Source organism: Kitasatospora sp. NPDC023120, from assembly GCF_055560835.1.
Window position 1 is genome coordinate 158869 of record NZ_JBVHHY010000007.1, and the last position, 19040, is coordinate 177908.

At 73.8% G+C, this 19040-nt stretch carries 18 protein-coding genes; 13 read left to right on the forward strand and 5 right to left on the reverse strand.

Annotation, left to right across the window (positions count from 1 at the left end):
• Positions 1–18: 18 nt before the first annotated feature.
• The 7 genes from ribH to ACZ3TI_RS12690 all read left to right on the forward strand — a co-directional run bounded on the left by ribH (position 19) and on the right by ACZ3TI_RS12690 (position 6175).
• Complete coding sequence (gene ribH, locus ACZ3TI_RS12660; RefSeq protein ID WP_465726201.1) at positions 19–492, forward strand: 6,7-dimethyl-8-ribityllumazine synthase; 474 nt, start codon at positions 19–21, stop codon at positions 490–492.
• 113 nt (positions 493–605) lie between these two features.
• Positions 606–878: a phosphoribosyl-ATP diphosphatase gene (locus ACZ3TI_RS12665; RefSeq protein WP_097238956.1), complete on the forward strand. Its 273-nt coding sequence runs from the start codon at positions 606–608 to the stop codon at positions 876–878.
• A gap of 63 nt (positions 879–941) precedes the next feature.
• Positions 942–1790 (forward strand): ATP phosphoribosyltransferase, encoded by an 849-nt coding sequence (hisG, locus tag ACZ3TI_RS12670; RefSeq protein ID WP_465726202.1) that lies wholly within the window; start codon positions 942–944, stop codon positions 1788–1790.
• A gap of 154 nt (positions 1791–1944) precedes the next feature.
• Complete coding sequence (locus ACZ3TI_RS12675) at positions 1945–2385, forward strand: PH domain-containing protein (RefSeq protein ID WP_465726203.1); 441 nt, start codon at positions 1945–1947, stop codon at positions 2383–2385.
• Positions 2386–2648: 263 nt separating this feature from the next.
• On the forward strand, positions 2649–3992 hold the full coding sequence (locus ACZ3TI_RS12680) for a hemolysin family protein (protein ID WP_465726204.1): 1344 nt from the start codon (positions 2649–2651) through the stop codon (positions 3990–3992).
• A complete protein-coding gene (locus ACZ3TI_RS12685; protein WP_465726205.1) occupies positions 3989–5035 on the forward strand; it encodes a hemolysin family protein in 1047 nt (348 codons plus the stop codon). Before ACZ3TI_RS12680 ends, ACZ3TI_RS12685 begins: the two co-directional genes overlap by 4 nt.
• Positions 5036–5188: 153 nt before the next feature.
• On the forward strand, positions 5189–6175 hold the full coding sequence (locus ACZ3TI_RS12690) for an NAD-dependent epimerase/dehydratase family protein (protein WP_465726206.1): 987 nt from the start codon (positions 5189–5191) through the stop codon (positions 6173–6175).
• Positions 6176–6251: 76 nt separating this feature from the next.
• Here the strand turns inward: ACZ3TI_RS12690 and ACZ3TI_RS12695 are convergent, their stop codons facing one another.
• Positions 6252–8270 carry an AAA family ATPase gene (locus tag ACZ3TI_RS12695; RefSeq protein ID WP_465726346.1) on the reverse strand — a complete coding sequence of 673 codons (2019 nt, stop codon included), beginning with the start codon at positions 8268–8270 and terminating at the stop codon, positions 6252–6254.
• Between the two features lie 388 nt (positions 8271–8658).
• A complete protein-coding gene (locus ACZ3TI_RS12700) occupies positions 8659–9303 on the reverse strand; it encodes a uridine kinase family protein (protein ID WP_465726207.1) in 645 nt (214 codons plus the stop codon).
• A gap of 211 nt (positions 9304–9514) precedes the next feature.
• Between ACZ3TI_RS12700 and ACZ3TI_RS12705 the strand changes: the two genes are divergently transcribed.
• On the forward strand, positions 9515–10678 hold the full coding sequence (locus ACZ3TI_RS12705; protein WP_465726208.1) for an acyl-CoA dehydrogenase family protein: 1164 nt from the start codon (positions 9515–9517) through the stop codon (positions 10676–10678).
• 96 nt (positions 10679–10774) lie between these two features.
• On the opposite strand, the gene ACZ3TI_RS12710 is transcribed toward ACZ3TI_RS12705, so the two are convergent.
• On the reverse strand, positions 10775–11293 hold the full coding sequence (locus tag ACZ3TI_RS12710) for a hypothetical protein (RefSeq protein ID WP_465726209.1): 519 nt from the start codon (positions 11291–11293) through the stop codon (positions 10775–10777).
• A 218-nt stretch (positions 11294–11511) separates the two neighbouring features.
• Between ACZ3TI_RS12710 and ACZ3TI_RS12715 the strand changes: the two genes are divergently transcribed.
• From ACZ3TI_RS12715 to fxsA, 5 genes are all read left to right on the forward strand, one after another.
• The gene (locus ACZ3TI_RS12715) at positions 11512–11952 is read left to right on the forward strand and encodes an Lrp/AsnC family transcriptional regulator (RefSeq protein ID WP_031071340.1); all 441 of its coding nucleotides are present in this window, start codon (positions 11512–11514) and stop codon (positions 11950–11952) included.
• 31 nt (positions 11953–11983) lie between these two features.
• Entirely contained in the window at positions 11984–13591 is a 1608-nt protein-coding gene (locus ACZ3TI_RS12720) for an amidohydrolase (protein ID WP_465726210.1), read from the forward strand.
• A gap of 71 nt (positions 13592–13662) precedes the next feature.
• Positions 13663–14121, forward strand: a complete 459-nt coding sequence (locus ACZ3TI_RS12725; protein WP_465726211.1) for a GNAT family N-acetyltransferase — start codon at positions 13663–13665, stop codon at positions 14119–14121.
• A 120-nt stretch (positions 14122–14241) separates the two neighbouring features.
• Positions 14242–15888, forward strand: a complete 1647-nt coding sequence (gene lnt / locus ACZ3TI_RS12730; RefSeq protein ID WP_465726212.1) for an apolipoprotein N-acyltransferase — start codon at positions 14242–14244, stop codon at positions 15886–15888.
• Between the two features lie 55 nt (positions 15889–15943).
• Positions 15944–16522, forward strand: a complete 579-nt coding sequence (fxsA, locus tag ACZ3TI_RS12735; protein ID WP_465726213.1) for an FxsA family membrane protein — start codon at positions 15944–15946, stop codon at positions 16520–16522.
• Positions 16523–16711: 189 nt separating this feature from the next.
• On the opposite strand, the gene ACZ3TI_RS12740 is transcribed toward fxsA, so the two are convergent.
• Positions 16712–17086 (reverse strand): RNA polymerase-binding protein RbpA, encoded by a 375-nt coding sequence (locus ACZ3TI_RS12740; protein WP_030058371.1) that lies wholly within the window; start codon positions 17084–17086, stop codon positions 16712–16714.
• A 285-nt stretch (positions 17087–17371) separates the two neighbouring features.
• Positions 17372–18988, reverse strand: coding sequence for a hypothetical protein (locus ACZ3TI_RS12745; RefSeq protein WP_465726214.1), 1617 nt, complete (start codon positions 18986–18988; stop codon positions 17372–17374).
• Between the last annotated feature and the right edge of the window lie 52 nt (positions 18989–19040).

Genomic DNA, 19040 nt, shown 5'->3' on the forward strand with positions numbered 1-19040 from the left:
CGAACAGGAAGTAGGAACATGAGCGGCCACGGAGCCCCCGAGCTGACCATCGACGGCGCGGCCGACCTCAAGGTCGCCGTCATCGCCGCCCAGTGGCACGACCAGGTGATGAACGGCCTGCTGGACGGCGCCCACCGCGCGCTCAAGGAGCTGGGCATCGCCGAGCCGACCGTGCTGCGCGTCCCCGGCACCTTCGAACTGCCGGTCGCCGCCAAGCGCCTGGCCGACCGCGGCTACGACGCGGTCGTGGCCCTCGGCGTGGTGATCCGCGGTGGCACCCCGCACTTCGACTACGTCTGCCAGGCGGCCACCGTCGGCCTGACCCAGGTCAGCGTCGACACCGGCGTTCCGGTCGGCTTCGGCGTGCTGACCTGCGACAACGAGGAGCAGGCGCTCGACCGCGCCGGGCTGCCCGGCTCCGCCGAGGACAAGGGCCACGAGGCCGTCACCGCCGCCGTCGCCACCGCCGCGGTGCTGCGCGCCGCGCTCTGACGGCAGCCCGGACCCGTCCTGGACCGGTCCCGGGCCGCGGACGTCCACCGGACTGTCCACGGTCCGGGACCGTTTACCGTCCGTCCGTCCGCACGCCGTAAGGTGGGCCCATCATGGCTTCGAAGACATTCGAGGAGCTCTTCGCCGAGCTCCAGCAGAAGGCCGCCACCGGCGACCCCTCGTCCTCCCGTACCGCGCAGCTCGTCCAGCAGGGCGTCCATGCGATCGGCAAGAAGGTCGTCGAGGAGGCCGCCGAGGTCTGGATGGCCGCCGAGTTCCAGTCGGACGAGCAGACGGCGGAGGAGATCTCGCAGCTCCTCTACCACCTTCAGGTGATGATGATCGCCCGCGGGCTGACGCTCGACGACGTCTACAAGTACCTCTGACGTCCCTCCGAAACCGGTCCGGAACAGCACACCCCTCCCCAACAGGTAAGGAAGCAACCTCCCATGCTGCGCATCGCCGTCCCCAACAAGGGTTCTCTCTCGGGTCCCGCGGCGGAGATGCTCCATGAGGCCGGCTACCGCCAGCGGAAGGATCCCAAGGAGCTCGTCCTCGTCGATCCGAACAACGAGGTCGAGTTCTTCTTCCTCCGCCCGCGCGACATCGCCGTCTACGTCGGCTCCGGCCGACTGGACGTCGGTATCACCGGCCGCGACCTGCTGCTGGACTCGCACTCCAACGCGGAGGAGGTGCTCGCCCTCGGCTTCGCCGGGTCGACCTTCCGCTTCGCGCGCCCCGAGGGCGTCGAGGTCGAGGACGTCAAGGGCCTGGAGGGCCTGCGGATCGCGACCTCCTACACCGGGCTGGTCGAGCAGCACCTGGCCGACCACGGCGTGAAGGCGACGGTCACCAAGCTGGACGGCGCGGTCGAGACCGCGGTGCAGCTGGGCGTCGCCGACGTGATCGCCGACGTGGTGGAGACCGGCACCAGCCTGCGCAACGCGGGCCTGGAGGTCTTCGGCGAGCCGATCCTGATCTCGGACGCCGTGGTGATCCGCCCCAAGGGCGCGGGCGAGGACCCGCAGGTGGAGCAGTTCCTGCGCCGCCTCCAGGGTGTGCTGGTGGCCCGCCGCTACGTGCTGATGGACTACGACATCCGCGCCGAGAACGTCAGTGCGGCCGTGGGGCTCACCCCGGGCCTGGAGTCGCCGACCGTCTCGCCGCTGCACACCGAGGGCTGGGTCGCGGTCCGCGCGATGGTGCTCCGCAAGGAGGCGCAGCGGATCATGGACGACCTGTGGGGCATCGGCGCCCGGGCCATCCTGGTCACCAACATCCACGCCTGCCGCCTCTGACCCGCGCACCCGCGCACGAGTGACCCGCGCGCCCGCGTACGAGTGACCTGCTCGCCCGCGTACGAGTAAAGAACGGTTCAATGGGGCGGGGACGCCGGTCGGCGTCCCCGCCCCATTGCGCTGCCGCCCGTCAGAACCACCCCGGAGACCCCACGTGACCACGCCGCCCGTCGAGTTCCCCGTCACCTGGGCTCCGCGCCGCACCCGCGCCGTGCTGCTGCCGGTCTGCGTCCTGCTGGTAGTGCTGTTCGCCGTGCTGGCCGTGCTGCTCCCGGCGAACTGGCAGCTCAACGACCGGATCATGATGACGGCCAGCGGCATCCTGTTCGCCGGCGTCGGCCTGATGCTGGCCCGTCCGCGGGTGAGCGCCGACGCGGACGGCGTGACGGTGGTCAACTTCGTGCGCCGCCGCCGGCTCGCCTGGGCCGAGATCGTCCGGGTCAACTTCCGCCAGGGCGACCCGTGGGCCACCCTGGACCTCGCCGACGGCACCTCGCTCGCCGCGGTCGGCATCCAGCCCGGGGTCGGCAAGGCCCAGGCGATCGCGGACGCCCGCGCGCTGCGCGACCTCGTCGAGTACCACGCCCAGGTCTGACACCACCGCGCCCGACCGGCGCCCGACCGGCTCCCGCCCCCCGGGTCCCCGACCTGCGCTTCCCGGGGCCCGGCCGGGCCGAACGCTCCTCCGGGGCCCGTCCGGGTATGGTCTACGCTGGTAAAAGCGGGGCAAAATCCGTCCTGCCCGGAAACACCGAACCACCCGCACCGACCTGAGGAGTGACTCTCTCCCTCGATGGACGATCCGTCCGGTAGTACCCACGCCGCCTCACTTCCGACCCCCGGAAGGCAGGCGGCACTGTGATCACCGCTTGGCTGCTGTTGTTCGCAGCCGTTCTCCTGATCCTCGCCAACGGCCTGTTCGTGGCCGCCGAGTTCGCCTTCGTGACCGTCGAGCGCGGTGCGGTGGAACGTTCCGCCGCGACGGGCGACGCCCAGTCCGGCCGCGTCGCCAGGGCCCTGCGGCACCTCTCCTTCGAGCTCTCCGGGGCCCAGCTCGGCATCACCGTCACCTCGCTGGTGGTCGGCATGCTCGCCGAGCCGGCCCTGTCGACCCTGCTCACCCCGGTCATGTCCGGCCTCGGCGTGCCCGAGTCGGCGGCGCGCGGCATCGCCGTGGTCGTCGGCATGGCGCTGGCCACCGTCGTCCAGATGGTGATCGGCGAGCTGGTCCCGAAGAACTGGGCGATCTCCCGCCCGCTGCAGGTGGCCCGTGCGGTCGTCGCCCCGCACATGGCCTTCTCCTTCGTCTGCCGTCCGCTGATCAGCTTCCTCAACGGCGCGGCCGACCGTACGGTCCGGGCCTTCGGCATCGAGCCGCAGGAGGAACTGGGACACGCCCGGACCCCGGCCGAACTGGTCTCGCTGGCCCGGCACTCGGCCAGGGCCGGCGCGATAGACGAGGAGTCGGCGACCCTGTTCGTCCGCACCCTGGGCCTGAGCGAGCTGACCGCGGAGTCCGTGATGACCCCGCGCGTCGACGTGTCCGCGCTGCAGCGCGACGCCACCGCCTCCGACGTCATCAACCTGACCCGGGCCACCGGCCTGTCCCGCTTCCCGGTCTACACCGACAGCCTGGACGAGGTCACCGGCATCGTGACGCTCAAGGACGCCCTCGCCGTCCCGGCCGCCCGGCGCGGCCTGGTGCGCGTGGTCGAGCTGTCCTCGCCGCCGCTGCTGGTGCCCGAGACGCTGCCCGCCGAGGTGCTGCTCGACCGGCTGCGCCGCCTCCAGCCGATGGCCATCGTGGTCGACGAGTACGGCGGCACCGCCGGCGTCGCCACCGTCGAGGACATCGTGGAGGAGATCGTCGGCGAGGTGCAGGACGAGCACGACCCGGACGACCACCCCGAGCTGCGCCCGCTGCCGCCGGTCGACGGCCTGCCGGTCTGGGAGGCCGACGGCCGCGCCCGGATCGACCAGCTGCAGGGCATCGGCCTGAACGCCCCGGACGGCCCGTACGAGACGCTGGCCGGTCTGGTCGCCGACCTGCTCGGCAAGCTGCCCGAGGTGGGCGAGCAGGCCGAACTGCCCGGCTGGCGGCTCACCGTGACCGGTGTCGACCGCCACCGCACCAGCCAGGTCCGGGTGGAGCGCACCACCGCGCCCGCCTCGTTCGGCGAGGACGGGGAGGACGTCCGATGACCGCGCTCCAACTGGCCGTCGCCCTCCTGCTGCTGCTCGGCAACGCCTTCTTCGTCGGCGCGGAGTTCGCCGTCGTGTCGGTGCGCCGCAGCCAGATCGAGCCGCTCGCGGAGGCCGGGCACAAGCGCGCCCGCACCGTGCTGCACGCGCTGTCCAACGTCTCCGCGATGCTGGCCGCCGCCCAGCTCGGCATCACCGCCTGCTCGCTGGGTCTCGGTGCGCTCGCCGAGCCGACCATCGCCTCCCTGCTGGAGGGCCCGTTCCACGCGATCGGCGTCCCGTCCGGCCTGATGCACCCGCTCTCCTACGGGATCTCGCTCGCCGTCGTGGTGTTCCTGCACATGGTGATGGGCGAGATGGTGCCGAAGAACATGGCCATGGCCGGCCCGGAGAAGGCCGCGCTCTGGCTCGGCCCGCCGCTGGACCGGCTGGCCCGCTGGCTCGCCCCGGTGATCCGGCTGCTGAACGCCTTCGCCAACGGCGTGCTGAAGCTGTTCCGGGTCGACGCGAAGGACGAAGTCGAGTCGGTCTTCACCACCGAGCAGCTGATGTACCTGCTCGTGGACTCCCGGGACGCCGGCCTGCTCGACGAGGACCGCCAGGAGCGCCTGGAGGACGCCCTGGAGCTGGGCCGCCGCCCGGTCACCGAGGTGCTGCTCAAGCCCGAGCAGCTGGTCACCGTGGACACCAAGGCGACCGCCGCCGAGGTCGAGGAGCTCGCCCTGCGCACCGGCTTCTCACGCTTCCCGGTCACCGACGGCGACCCGGCCGGGCGCGGCTACCTCGGCTACGTGCACCTCAAGGACGTCCTCGACGTGGACGACCCCTCGGCGCCGCTCCCGGCCCGCCTGCGGCGCCCGATCACGGTGCTGCGCGGCGGCCTCCCGCTGGACGACGCCCTCGGCGCGATGCGCCGCGCGACCTGCCACCTGGCCGCCGTGCGGGACCAGGACGGGCGCACGCTCGGCGTGGTCATGCTGGAGGACGTCCTGGAGGAGCTGATCGGCGAGATGCACGACCCGGACCACCGCGCCACCGCCTGACCGCGCCACCGCCCGACCGCACCACCGCCTGGGCGCCTTCGCGTGGGGCGCCCTCGCGTTCCGGCTTCGCCCGGGGTGCGTCCGCTCGCGGCGATTCTGCCCACAGCATGCAGCCGTTCCCATGCCGGCCACCCTCGGAGGAGAGTGGTCGGCATGAGACTTCTCCTGCTGGGTGGAACCAAGTTCGTGGGGCGGGTGGTCGCCGAGGAGGCGCTGGCCCGGGGCTGGGAGGTGACGGCCCTCAACCGCGGCACGCAGCCCGCGCCCGAGGGTGTCCGGGTGCTGAAGGGCGACCGCACCGGCGAGGACGGCCTCGCGGCGCTCGGCACCGGCGAGTGGGACGCGGTGGTGGACACCTGGTCCTGGGCCCCGGCGGCGGTGCGCGACAGCGCCCGGGCGCTGAACGGCCGGGTCGGCCACTACGCGTACATCTCCAGCCGGTCGGTGTACGACTACCCGCTGGTGGCCGGCGCGGACGAGTCGGCGCCGCTGGTCGCCTCCTCGCCGGACCTCACCGGCGAGGTGCCCTACGCGGAGGCCAAGCGCGGCGCCGAGCTCGCCCTGGAAGCGGAGTACGGCGGTCAGGCCCTGCTGGCCCGTGCCGGGCTGATCCTCGGCCCGCACGAGAACATCGGCCGGCTGCCCTGGTGGCTGAACCGGATCGCCAAGGGCGGCCCGGTGCTCGCCCCCGGTCCGCGCGAGCTGGCGCTGCAGTACATCGACGCCCGCGACCTCGCGGTCTGGACCCTGGACGCGGCAGCGGCCCGCCTCGGCGGGCCGTACAACCTGGTCAGCCCCTCCGGGCACGCCACCATGGAGGAGCTGCTGGAGGCCTGCGTACGGGTCACCGGATCGGACGCCGAACTTCGCTGGACGGACCCCGAGCGGATCCTGGCGGCGGGCGTCGAACCGTGGACGGAGCTGCCGGTCTGGCTGGCACCCGGCGAGCTGTACGACTTCCTGCACACCGGCTCGGTCGAGCGCGCGGTCGGTGCCGGGCTGCGCTGCCGCCCGGTCGCGGAGACGGTCGAGGACACCTGGGCCTGGCTGCAGGCGATCGGCGGCACCGCGCCGCAGCGCTCCGACCGGGTCACGGTCGGGCTCGACCCCGAGCGGGAGGCCGCACTGCTCCAGGGTTGAGCGGGGTGAGCCCGTCGAGCCCGTCGAGCCCGTCGAGTTGGCGCCGGGGCCGGGGCCGGGGGACCGGGCCCCCGGCTCAGCCGCGGCCGTCGATCAGCTCCCCGTACGCCTGCACCAGGTCCGGCAGGCGCAGCGTGGCCAGGTCCTCGCGGCCCGGCGGCTCGCGCAGCAGCGACAGCCGCAGGTCCCGGTAGGCGCAGGACTTCTCGTACAGGGTGCGGATGAACCGTCCGTTGCCCAGCTCGTCGATCCAGCCCTCGCGGACGACGTGGGTGCAGATGCTGGCGAGCTCCTCGGCGGCGTCCTCGTCCCAGCCGTCGCCGTCCCGGCCGGCCAGCGCGGCCCCGATCGCGGTGAGCTCGCCCGGGCGGTAGCTCGGGAAGTCGACCCTGGTGGTGAAACGGGAGTTGAGGCCGGGGTTGGTGGCGAGCAGCCGGTTCATGCCCTCAGGGTAGCCGGCCAGGATCACCACCAGCCGGTCCCGGTTGTCCTCGGCGCGCTTGAGCAGCACCTGGAGCGCCTCGTCGCCGTACGCGTCGCCCTTGGTGTAGCCGGAGTTGGAGAGGCTGTACGCCTCGTCGATGAACAGCACGCCGTCCAATGCGGAGTCGATCAGCTCGTTCGCCTTGACCGCGGTCTGGCCGAGGAACTCGCCTACCAGGTCCGCTCGTTGGGCCTCCACCAGGTGGTCGCCGGAGAGCAGGCCGAGGGCGTGGAAGACCCGCCCCAGGATGCGGGCCACGGTGGTCTTGCCGGTGCCGGAGGGGCCGGAGAAGACGAAGTGGCGCTTGGGTGGCTGCACCGGCAGACCCTGCTCGGCCCGCAGTCGCGACATTCTCAACTGGGCTGACAGTGCGCGCACTTGGCGCTTGACCGGCTCCATGCCGACCATCAGCGAGAGTTCGGCCAGGGCAGCGTCCAGCTCGCGCTCGTCGCCGTCCGCCCGGGGTGCGGAGGCGGCGCCCCGGGACTGCGCCACACCGCGGACCGGCAGCGGCGGCGGCGCGGCGGGGCCGACCGGGGCGCCCGAGCCGGAGCGCTCCCCGGCGGCCTGCGGAGCACCGTCCGCCACCGTGCCGTTCAGTGGAGCGTCGCCGGTGGACGCACTGCCGGGCAGGGTTTCCTCCGAAGGCCCGTCCACCGACCCGTCCACCAAGCCTGCGTCCACCAGGCCTGCGTCCACCGAGGGCCCGCCGCTCGACAGTCCCCCGCTCGGCACCCCGTCGCCGGATACGGTCGCGCCGCCCTGCAGGGCCGGCTCCCCGAAGTCCTCGTCGTACCCCGGGCCCGCGGCGTACCCGACCTCGTCCAGGAAGCCCGCAGCGCCACCGGAGCCACCGACGGAGCCCCCGCCCGAGCGCCCGTCCGCCAGCAGCCCGTCCGCGAGCGCGTCCTCGGCCGAGATGGCCGCCAGCCGCGTCGCGGTGTCCATGAACGCCGGGTCCGACCGGTGCACCGCCCGGTAGAGCGGCAGCGCCGCCGCGGTGCGCCCGGCGCCCTCGTACGCCCGTGCCAGCCAGTAGCGCAGTTCCTTGCGCTGCGGCTGCTCGGAGCGGCAGCGGGCCAGCGAGGCGGCCAGCGGCGCCTGCGCCTGCGCGCACATGTCGAGCCGCACCCGCGCCATGCCCGCGAACAGCCCGGCCTCGATGCCGAGCAGCGGGTCGTCCAGCAGCCGGTCGGTGTCCCGGATGAGCTGCTCCCAGTCCTTGAGCAGGTAGGAGCGGCAGGCGTACAGGAACCGGGCGGACGGGTCCTCGCTGGGCGCCGGGCACTGCTCCAACGCCCGGTCCAGCTCGGCCAGGTGGCGGCCGTCCAGCCAGTGCGAGGCGTGCGCCAGCGCGAGGTCGCGGGCGTCCTCCAGGACGGGCTGCACCCACCAGCCCAGCCAGTACCAGGAGCTGAGCGGGCGCCGGTGCAGCCGCCGCTGCTCGCCGAAGCGCTTCTGGTTGCGGTACATCGCCAGCAGCGCCGCCGAGGTGTCGCTGCGCAGCGCGTGCAGGCCGAGCCAGGCGTCGGCCATGCCCGGGTCCAGCCGGACGGCGGCCCGGAACTCCTCCTCGGCCCGGGCGTAGGCGCCGGCCGTGTAGGCGTCCATGGCGCGCAGCCAGGCCCGGTCGGCGAGCCGGTCCGGGCCGCCCGCCGTGCTGTCGGAACTGTCCACCGTCGTCACTCACGCCCCCCGCGGTGTGGCCCGGGGCTCGGCCGGCGAGGCGCTTCGCACAGCCTGGCCGGTGGTCGTCGAGCCCCTGCGGCGCATATGCGCCTGCCAGGAATCGTACCGGCGCGGGGCTGATCCGGAAGGGTGCCGCACAGGGTCAAATGCGATCGCGGGAGCGGCCGTTGAGCGGCCGGGCGCCGAAAAGGGCGGCGGGGGAGCGAGATTCGGAAAGGGACCGAGCGGCGCCCCCGGCTCACGGGGGAACAAGCCGGGGGCGCCGGGTCCGAGACCGCCGGACGCTTGCGTTCCGGCGACTGAGGAGAACCTAAATCCTGGTGATGTCGCAGGTCAAGGCGCTTGTTGAAGGTTCACCGACGGTGCCCGGCGCGATCCGTCCGGTCACTCCGTCGACCCGCGTCGCGGCGTACGGGCGGCTCGGGTCGTCGGCGAAATGGGCCGATTCGGCCCGGGCCCAGCCCGCCCAGAACTCGGCCAGATCCGGACCGTCCCGCTCCTCGCCGCGCCGCCGGGCCGCCGCGGCGTCCAGTTCCATCCAGACCACCCGGGCCAGCCACGGGCGCACCGCCCGCCGTCCCGCGCCGACCCCCTCGACCAGCACCACCGGGGCGGCCGGCACCTCGGCCGTGCCCGCGAAGCGGCGCAGCGTCCAGTCGTACACCCGGTACGCGGCGTCCCGCCCGGCCGCCAGCGGCTCCAGCACCTGCTCGCGCAGCCGCCCGGTCCACTCGAAGAGTTCCTCGTGGGTGGCCAGGTCGTCGAGGTGGACCACCGGCGCCCCGCCGAGCGCCGCCGCCAGCCGCCCGGCGAAGGTCGTCTTGCCGGAGCCCGCGTGCCCGTCCACCGCGACCAGCCGTACCGGTCCGCAGGACGGCGGCAGTGCACGCAGCTCCGACGCGAGGGTGCGCAGGGCGTCGTCGACGAGCGGGGGGAGGGTTCCGGATGCAGCCACAACGTCAACCCTACGGTGCCGTAGCCCACCACTGCGGCTAGTTCATCTCCGCAGGTCGTGACGGCAGCAGCGGATTCGGGCATACTCGCTTCGCCACACATGTGAACGGCCGTTCACCGCAACCCGGTGCCGGTCGGGCCGACCTGCCACACACGCCCCGTGCCGAGCACACCCTCGGTCCGGTGCCCCGATCGAGGAGGCGACCGCCGCCATGACCCCGTCCCCTGTGAAAGCCGTGGAGCGCCAGCTGCCCAGCGAGGAGGCCCGCGAGCTGTTGAGCCTCACCCGGGACCTGGTCCAGCGCGAGCTGCAGCCGCGCGCGGCGGAGGACGAGGCCGCCGGCCGCTTCCCCCGGGAGGTCTTCCGCACCCTCGGCGAGGCGGGCCTGCTCTCCCTCCCGTACGACGAGCAGTACGGCGGCGGCGAGCAGCCCTACGAGGTGTACCTGCAGGTGCTGGAGGAGCTCGCGGCCGGCTGGCTGGCCGTCGGCCTCGGCGTCAGCGTGCACACCCTCTCCTGCCACGCGCTGGCCACCTTCGGCACCGACGAGCAGCGCGACAAGTGGCTGCCCGGCATGCTCTCCGGTGAGCAGCTCGGCGCCTACTGCCTCTCCGAGCCGCAGTCCGGCTCGGACGCGGCCGCGCTGCGCACCCGCGCCGACCTCGACGGCGAGGCGTACGTGGTGAACGGCACCAAGGCGTGGATCACCCACGGCGGGCAGGCCGACTTCTACAGCGCCCTGGTGCGCACCGGCGGCGAGGGCGCCAAGGGCATCAGCTGCCTGCTGGTCCCCGGCACCCAGCAGGGCCTGTCCTCGGCCCCGCCGGAGCACAAGATGGGCATGCGCTCCTCGCCGACCGCCCAGCTGCACTTCGACGGCGCCCGGGTCCCGCGCGAGCGGCTGATCGGCGAGGAGGGCCAGGGCTTCCAGATCGCGCTCGCCGCGCTGGACTCCGGCCGCCTCGGCATCGCCGCCTGCGCGATCGGCGTCGCCCAGGCCGCGCTCGACCTCGCGGTCGACTACGCGCGCACCCGGCGCCAGTTCGGCCGCCCGATCGCCGAGTTCCAGGGCCTGTCGTTCATGCTCGCCGACATGGCCACCCAGATCGAGGCCGGCCGCTCGCTCTACCTGTCCGCCGCGCGCCTCAAGGACGCGGGCCGACCGTTCTCCAAGGAGGCGGCGATGGCCAAGCTGTTCTGCACCGACACGGTGATGCGGGTGACCACCGACGCCGTCCAGGTGCTCGGCGGCTACGGCTACACCCAGGACTTCCCGGCCGAGCGCTTCATGCGCGAGGCCAAGGTGCTGCAGATCGTCGAGGGCACCAACCAGATCCAGCGCCTGGTGATCGGCCGCCACCTCACCAAGGGCTGACCTTCCGGGGAAGGCCGGGCGCCTTCCCCGCACAAACGGCCTCCGGCCGTCACTCCAGGGTGCGGGGTGACGGCCGGAGGCGTTCCTGTCGGAGCGTCAACTCGCCCGAGCGGAACGGGCGGTCAGTGCCGGACGGGTCCGGCGGCGCTGCTCCGGGATCGACCGCAGCGCGGCGACGTTCGGGACGGGCACGGCGGGCACCGCCGAGTCGGCCGCCGCGATCCGCACCGGGCGGTGCGCCACCGCGTGCGAGAACGGCTGGGTGCGCCAGTCCAGTTCGTTCGGGAGCTTGAACAGCGCGGCGAGCGCGGTCGGTTCGGCGTCCTCGGAGGCCTCCACCTCCGCCAGGTCGTCCGTGGGCGTGCCCGAGCCCGGGCAGATCGCGGGGGCGAAGGGGTTCCAGGCGGTCGGCAGCAGGGCGTGCTGCGGCAACCGCTCCTCGTCCGCCACCAGGGCGATCGGGCGGCGGCACTCGGGGCAGTTGACCCGGAAGATGTCCCAGGTCTCGGCCTCACCGGGATCGGTGCCCGGCGCGTGGTCGACCGCGAGGTTTTCGCGGCCGGCCATATCGTCGGTCTCGTCGGCGCCCAGCGCGCGCTGGTCAGTAGCAGGCATGTGGATCCCCCTAGGATCGGGCCCGGCGTGGTCGTCCAGGGCCACAACCAGCACTTCCCTGCGATCAGGACTCATAATCCTGCGGTCGTGTGCACCGTGATGCACCGGGTGTGTCCTTGACCACACCCCGCGCCACATTCATCCGGCATGTGCCTGCGATCCCTCCCCGTGCCACCTCGTGCGCCCCCCGTGCTCCCGACCGGGTAGGTTTGCGGACTGTGGAGGATCTAGACCAACGCATCGTCCAGCTGCTCGTCGAGGACGGCCGGATGAGCTACACGGACCTGGGCAAGGCCACCGGCCTGTCCACCTCGGCGGTGCACCAGCGGGTGCGCCGCCTCGAACAGCGCGGGGTGATCCGCGGCTACACCGCGATCATCGACCCCGACGCCGTCGACCTGGCGCTGACCGCGTTCATCTCGGTCAAACCCTTCGACCCCAGCGCCCCGGACGACACCCCCGAGCGCCTGGCCGGCCTGCCCGAGATCGAGGCCTGCCACAGCGTCGCCGGGGACGAGAACTACATCCTCAAGGTCCGCGTCGGCGCCCCCGGCGACCTCGAGGACCTGCTCGCCCGGATCCGCAGCGCCGCCGGCGTCTCCACCCGCACCACCGTCGTCCTGTCCACCCCGTACGAGGCGCGACCCCCGAAGCTCTGAGGCCGGAGCGAGGGGGTGCAGACTTGGCGTCATGACCGAACGCACCTCCCGGACCGTCCTGCTGCGCGGCGGCGCCGTCTACAGCCCCGCCGACCCCTTCGCCACCGCGATGCTCGTGGAGGGCGAGCACATCGCCTGGGTCGGCAGCGACGGCGCCGCCGAGGCGTACGCCGCGACCGCCGACGAGATCGTCGAGCTGGACGGCGCCCTGGTCACCCCCGCCTTCGTGGACGCCCACGTGCACGCCACCGCCACCGGCCTGGCGCTCACCGGCCTCGACCTCACCGGCAGCCCCTCACTGGCCGCCGCCCTGGCGGCCGTCACCGCCTTCGTCGACGCCCGGGGCGAGACCGGCGGGGTGCTGATCGGCCACGGCTGGGACGAGACCGGCTGGCCCGAGGGCCGCCCGCCCACGCTCGCCGAACTCGACGCCGCCGCCGGGGGCGCCGCGCTCTACCTCTCCCGCACCGACGTGCACTCCGCGCTCGCCACCACCGCGCTGCGCACCCTCACCGAGGGCCTCGCCGAGCGGCCCGGCCACCACCCCGAGGGCCCGCTCACCAAGGACGCCCACCACGCCGTCCGGCAGACCGCGCTGGCCCACCTCACCCCCGAGCAGCGCCGCCGCGCCCAGCGCGCCACCCTGGCCCGGGCCGCCGAACTCGGCATCGGCGCCCTGCACGAGTGCGCCGGTCCGGAGATCTCCTCCGAGCAGGACCTGGCCGCCCTGCTAGCCCTCGCCGCCGAGGGTGAGGGACCCGAAGTCTTCGGCTACTGGGGCGAGTTGGGCGGGGTCGAGACGGCCCGCCGGCTCGGCGCGGTGGGCGCCGGCGGCGACCTCTTCGTGGACGGCGCGATCGGCTCGCGCACCGCCTGCCTGCACACCCCGTACGACGACGCCGAGCACACCGGCACCGCCTACCTGACCGCCGAGCAGGTCGCCGACCACGTCGCCGCCTGCACCGAGGCCGGGCTGCAGGCCGGCTTCCACGCCATCGGCGACGCGGCCATGGCCGCCGTGATCGAGGGCGTCCGGGCGGCCGGCGAGCGGGTCGGCGCCGGCCGGGTCAAGGCCCTGCGCCACCGCGTCGAGCACGCCGAGTCGCTGGACGACAAGTCCATCGCCGCCTTCTCCGAGCTCGGTCTCACCGCCTCCGTCCAGCCCGCCTTCGACGCCGCCTGGGGCGGCCCGGAGGGCATGTACGTCCAGCGCCTGGGCGCCGAGCGGGCCGCCGCCCTCAACCCCTTCGCCGCCCTGCTGCGGGCGGGCGTCCCGCTGGCCTTCGGCTCGGACGCCCCGGTCACCCCGCTCGACCCCTGGGGCACCGTCCGCGCCGCAGCCTTCCACCGGACCCTGGACCACCGGATCTCGGTCCGCGCCGCCTTCACCGCCCACACCCGCGGCGGCTGGCGCGCGATCGGCCGCGACCAGGACGGCGTGCTGGTGCCCGGCGCGGTCGCCAGCTACGCGATCTGGGCCGCTGCCGAGCTGGTCGTCCAGGCCCCCGACTCCCGGGTGGCCGGCTGGTCCACCGACCCGCGCTCCGGGACCCCCGGCCTGCCCGACCTCACCCCGGGCCACCCGCTGCCGACCTGCCTGCGCACGGTGGTCCGCGGCCGCACGGTGCACCAGCGCTGAACCCCGTGCGGCGCTCGGTACGGCGCTTACTCGGATGAGGACACGGCACACCGGCCCGTAGGTTGATCACCATGACGACCGACCCGCTGGTGCCCGCCGACTTCACCGTCCCGCGCGAGCTGCTCGCCCCGGAGTTCCGCCTGGAGCCCCTGGGCGAGCAGCACAACGCCTCCGACCTCGCCGCCTGGACCGGCAGCATCGAGCACATCCGCGCCACCCCCGGCTTCGTCGGCCGGGACTGGCCGCCCGTCGACGGGATGCCGCCGGAGCGGAACCTCGCCGACCTGCGCCGCCACGCCGCCGACTTCGCCGCCCGCACCGGCTTCACCTACACCGTCCTGGAGCCGGAGCGGGACGAGGTGATCGGCTGCGTCTACATCTACCCGGACAAGGAGGAGCCGTCCGTGGTCGCCGTCAGCTCCTGGGTCCGCGCCGACCGCGCCCACCTGGACGCCCCGCTCCACCGGGCCGTCTCCGCATGGCTCACCGAGCACTGGCCGCTGGGCCCGATCCGCTACGCCGAACGCTGACCGCCGGTGGGGCCCCGGAGGCCCGGGGCCCCACCACCCTCACCTCACGCCCCACCGACGTTCCGGGGTACCTTCTTCGCACAGCGTCCGAACAGCAAGCCCCAGGAAGATGGTGCGCCGGTGGCCATTCCCGTCACCCAGGAGCGGTCCGGGACCGCGCCCGAGTCCCCGGAGCCGGCGCCCCGACCGGGCCGCGGCGCCCGTGCCCTCGCCAAGGTCCGCGCCGGGCTGCCCCGGACCGGCCTGGCGGCCCTCGCCGGCCTGCTGCTCGCCCTCGCCTTCCCCCCGTACGACCTCTGGCCGCTGTCGCTGCTCGGCGTCGCCGCGCTGTCGCTGCTCACCCGGGGCCGCACCTTCCGCCAGGGGATGTGGACGGGCTTCACCTTCGGTCTGCCGTTCTTCCTGATGCTGCTCAGCTGGCTGCGGGTGGTCGGCTGGGACGCCACGGTCGGCCTGTCCGTCGTCGAGTCGCTGTTCCTGGCCCTGCTCGGCGGCGGACTGGCCCTCACCTCCCGGCTGCCCGGCTGGCCGCTCTGGACGGCCTGCCTGTGGATCACTCAGGAGTGGGCCCGCGACCGTCTGCCGCTCGGCGGCTTCCCCTGGGGCCGGCTCGCCTTCGCCAACACCGCCACCCCGTACACCCCGCTGGCCGCGCTCGGCGGCGCGCCGCTGGTGACCTTCGCGGTCGCCCTCTCCGGCGCCCTGCTCGCCTGGGCCGCGGTGCGCCTGCGCGGGCCGCGCAAGGCGCCGCAGGCCGCGGCGTTGGCATCGCTCGGCGCGGTGGCCGCGCTGCTCGCCGGCTACCTCGTCCCGGTGCCGACCGCCGCGGCCGACACCGTGAAGGTCGCCATCGTCCAGGGCAACGTGCCCAACCCGGGCATGGACTTCCTCGGCCGTCCGATGATGGTCCTCAACAACCACGCCTCGGCCACCGAGCGCCTGGCCGCCGACATCGCGGCCGGCAAGGTCGAGCGCCCCGACGTCGTGATCTGGCCGGAGAACTCCTCCGACCTCGACCCGTTCAGCGACCCGCTGGCCCGTCAGCGCATCGACGAGGCCGTCAAGGCGATCGGCGTGCCGACCCTGGTCGGCACCCTGGTGGACGGCCCGGACGCGCAGCACGTCCAGAACGAGGGCATCGTCTGGGACCCGCAGACCGGCCCCGGCGCCTCCTACACCAAGCAGCACCCCGTCCCCTTCGGCGAGTACGTGCCCTTCCGCGCCCAGCTGATGAAGGTGATCACCCGTCTCCAGCGGGTCGCCCGGGACTTCTACCCCGGCGACCACAACGGCGTGATGCAGCTCGGCCCGGCCCGGATCGGCGACGTCATCTGCTTCGAGGTGGCGTACGACGAGATCGTCCGCGACACCCTGGACAGCGGCGCCCGCGTCCTGGTCGTCCAGACCAACAACGCGACCTACGCCAAGACCGGCCAGCCAGAGCAGCAGCTCGCGATGAGCCGGCTGCGGGCCGTCGAGCACGGCCGGGCGGTGCTGATCGCCGCCACCAGCGGCATCAGCGCGGTGATCTCCCCGGACGGCACCGTCCAGCAGCGCACCGAGGAGCTGACCGCCGCCGAGCTGTCGGCGTCCGTCCCGCTGCGCGACGGCACCACGGTGGCCGACCGGGTCGGCGCCGCCCCCGAGTGGACGCTGGCGATCGGCGGCCTGCTGGCCTGCGGCGCCGCGGTGCTGGTCGGCCGCCGTCGGAGGGGAAGCGCCGGAACACCGGCCGGGCGGGAAGCGTTGGACCGGGTGGTGCCGTAGCCGGCCCGGACCTCCCGTGCGGCGCGCAGAGCACCGCTTGGAGTGGATCCGTACCGTGACGCAGCAAGCTACCCCCACCCGTCCGGCCCCGCGCGGCAGGCTCCGCCGGGTGCTGCCGCTGCTGGTCACCGCCTGGCTGGTGCTGGAGATCTGGCTGCTGGTCCTGGTCGGCTCGTGGCTCGGCGGCCTCACCGTCCTGCTGCTGCTCATCGTGGGCGCCGTGACCGGCGGCTCGGTGATCAAGCGGGCGGGGCTGAAGGCGCTGTCGGCGGCGATCGAGCAGAGCAAGAACCCGCAGTCCCAACAGCCGCAGACCGGCACCAGCATGACGGTGCTGGCGGGCGTCCTGCTGATCGTCCCCGGCTTCCTGTCGGACCTGGTGGCCCTGACCCTGCTGTTCCCGCCCACCCGGGCGCTGTGGCGGGCGGCCGGGCGCCGGCTCGCCGACAAGGCGCTGCACAGCACCGTCGGCGTCGGCGCGGACCCGTTCGCGGACGCCGTGCGGCTGCAGGAGCAGCTGCGCATCCACCGCCCGGACGGCAAGGTGATCCAGGGCGAGGTGGTCGAGCCCGAGGCGGGCCCGCGCGGCCCGCAGGGCCCGGACACCACCTACCGCCCGCCGATCGCGGGCTGATTCCGACCGGTCGGCCTCCCCCGGGCGGCCGACCGGGCCACCCGGGAACGGACGGCCCGAGCAACGCCGACGAGGCCCGCCGACAACGCCGACGAACCCCGACCATGCCGACGAGGCCCGACAACGCGAAAGGGACCCTGGAAACCAGGGTCCCTTTTCGCGTCCTCCCCGCTCGGGGCGGGGACGAGGTCAGGCGCTCTTGCGGGTGTCCCGCGGGTGCACCGCGAGGTTCATCCCACCGGAACGGAGCACGGCCAGCCGCTCGGCCAGCACCTCCTCCAGCTCCTCCCGCGTCCGGCGCTCCATCAGCATGTCCCAATGGGTGCGCGTCGGCTTGGTCTTCTTCTCCTCCGGCTCGTCACCGTCGAGGAGTGCTGCCTCCTGGCCACAGAAGCGGCATTCCCAGACTGCGGGAATCTCCGCCTCGACCGAGAAAGGAACCTCGAATCGGTGTCCGTTCTGACATGCGTACTCGACGGTCTGGCGGGGAGCCAGATCGATACCACGGTCGGTCTCGTAGCTAGTGGCCCCGAGTCGCGTGCCGCGGAGAGCTCGCTCGCTCATGAATCGTGCCTCCCGGGCTTATGGCCCACAGGACTAGTGGTCGCTGTTCTTCGTCGTTCGGTCAACGCTCGGCTTCCGACGAAGATTCCCGTCCCGGGACATGCGTCGTCTGTAGTGCCGCCCCTGTTTGTACCCACCTGCGCCCGATTTGTCACATCTGGCCGGTGATATCACTCCAGGTGTCACCTATTTCACATCGGGCGATCGTGCGGACTTTCTGTGACGAGCGTACCGGGACGGGGTCCGACCGCGTTCGCCGCCCCCGATCCGGAGCCGGGAGGCCGGTCAGGAGATGGGACGCGAGCGGATCATCGGCTCGCCCTTGGCCAGGTCGACCGGGCGGGCCCGCGGGGCCGGCTCGACCGGTACGGCCAGTGGCGGGCGCTCCGGGCGGGGCGGCACCCCGGCGGCGGCCTCGGTGCGGGTGTCCCGGTGCGGCAGCAGGGCGATCACCGCCTCCCGCAGCTGGGCCGGGGCCTCGTCGTCCAGCGGGTCGACGGTGGCCGGCACCTGCAGCCGGACCGGGGTGCCGTTGCCGATCCGGGCGTAGCCGCGGCCGACCGGGGCGTGCGCGGCGGGCACGATGTCCAGCGGCGCGCCGAGCGCGGCGCGGCCGTCGTCCGGCCCGACCGGGCCGAGCAGCACCCGGGCCCGGGTGGTGGCGCGGACGGTCGGGGTGATCCGGTCGCGGGCCTCGACGTCGTCGGCGATGACCACGGTGACCCGGGCGGCCCGGCCGTGCCGCAGCGGGAGCTCCAGCAGGTCCTGCGGGTCGGGACGGCCCTCGGCCTGGGCGAGCTCGCTCAGCTCGGTCGGGTGGTCCAGCAGCAGCCACAGCGGCCGGGTGACGTCCTCGGGCGGGGCGGAGCCGGCGTGCCGGGCGGCGTTGAGCGCGGTGAGCCGGCGGTCGGTCTCCTGGACGGCCCACTCCAGGGCGGCCAGCGCGCCGTGCAGGCTGGTCTCCACGGTGTGCACCCCGGGCCGGTTCACCAGGCACGCGTGCTCCCCGGTGCCCGCACCGTCGACGACCACCAGGTCGGCGTACGGGAGGGCCTGCAGCGCGATCGAGCGGAGCAGGCTGGAGGTGCCGTAGCCGGTGACGCCGAGGGCCAGCAGGTGCGGCTCGGAGGAGCGCGGGCCGGTGCGCCAGACCACCGGCGGCTGCTGGACGGTCGTGCCGCCCCGGGTGACCGGGATGGTCCGGGCGGTGCCGTCCTCGTCGGTGAAGCCCAGCACGATCTCGCCGGGGGCGGTCACGAAGCGCTGGGCGATGATGTCGGCGGGCAGCGGGGCGAGGGCGGTGATCCGCAGCCGGTTGGACTCCTCGTCCCAGTCGAAGCGGTACTCCCGGGCCCGCCCGGCCTTGCCCTGGACGACCTGCTCGATCCGGGCCCGGGCGGCCGGCTCGGTGTCGGTGAAGTACGCGGGGTAGGTCAGGTCGAGCCGGGAGAGCCGGCCCTCGCCGTCGAACTCCCAGGAGTCGAAGGCCTTCTGGTAGCTGCCCTCGAAGTGGTACAGCGGGTTGGCGTCCTCGGGGCCGCACAGGTACGGGGTGAGCGCGGCGTAGAGGGCGCCGAGCTTGACGTCGGCGACGTCCGGCGTGGGCGGGGCGGGCGGCGCCTTGGGGGAGCGCCCGGCCCAGGCGGCGCTGGCCATCAGTGCGATCAGGGCGAACAGCAGGCCGTGCGGCAGCAGGTAGATGCCGACCAGCATCGCGGCGGTGAGGAACACCGTCGGGCCGCGGCGCTCCTTGGGGGTGGCCTGCCAGCGGGCCTTGGCCCAGGCGACGTGGTGGCGCATGCCGCGGCCGATGACGGAGAGCGGGGCGAACATGTCGGAGGCGTGGTCCCCGGCGGTCCGGGCGATCTCTCGGCCCTTGCTGAGGTGGCGGTGGAGCGGCATTCCTTTTGACTCCCCGGGTGGGACGGGTGGGGTGCGGGCGTGGGGTACGACG

Coding starts and splice junctions, on each gene's coding strand:
- ACZ3TI_RS12710 (WP_465726209.1), bottom strand. CDS start 11,293: ATGCCTGCTACTGACCAGCGCGCGCTGGGCGCCGACGAGACCGACGAT.
- ACZ3TI_RS12725 (WP_465726211.1), top strand. CDS start 13,663: ATGACGACCGACCCGCTGGTGCCCGCCGACTTCACCGTCCCGCGCGAG.
- ACZ3TI_RS12745 (WP_465726214.1), bottom strand. CDS start 18,988: ATGCCGCTCCACCGCCACCTCAGCAAGGGCCGAGAGATCGCCCGGACC.
- hisG (WP_465726202.1), top strand. CDS start 942: ATGCTGCGCATCGCCGTCCCCAACAAGGGTTCTCTCTCGGGTCCCGCG.
- ACZ3TI_RS12665 (WP_097238956.1), top strand. CDS start 606: ATGGCTTCGAAGACATTCGAGGAGCTCTTCGCCGAGCTCCAGCAGAAG.
- ACZ3TI_RS12705 (WP_465726208.1), top strand. CDS start 9,515: ATGACCCCGTCCCCTGTGAAAGCCGTGGAGCGCCAGCTGCCCAGCGAG.
- ACZ3TI_RS12690 (WP_465726206.1), top strand. CDS start 5,189: ATGAGACTTCTCCTGCTGGGTGGAACCAAGTTCGTGGGGCGGGTGGTC.
- ribH (WP_465726201.1), top strand. CDS start 19: ATGAGCGGCCACGGAGCCCCCGAGCTGACCATCGACGGCGCGGCCGAC.
- ACZ3TI_RS12720 (WP_465726210.1), top strand. CDS start 11,984: ATGACCGAACGCACCTCCCGGACCGTCCTGCTGCGCGGCGGCGCCGTC.
- ACZ3TI_RS12685 (WP_465726205.1), top strand. CDS start 3,989: ATGACCGCGCTCCAACTGGCCGTCGCCCTCCTGCTGCTGCTCGGCAAC.
- ACZ3TI_RS12740 (WP_030058371.1), bottom strand. CDS start 17,086: ATGAGCGAGCGAGCTCTCCGCGGCACGCGACTCGGGGCCACTAGCTAC.
- ACZ3TI_RS12695 (WP_465726346.1), bottom strand. CDS start 8,270: ATGGACGCCTACACGGCCGGCGCCTACGCCCGGGCCGAGGAGGAGTTC.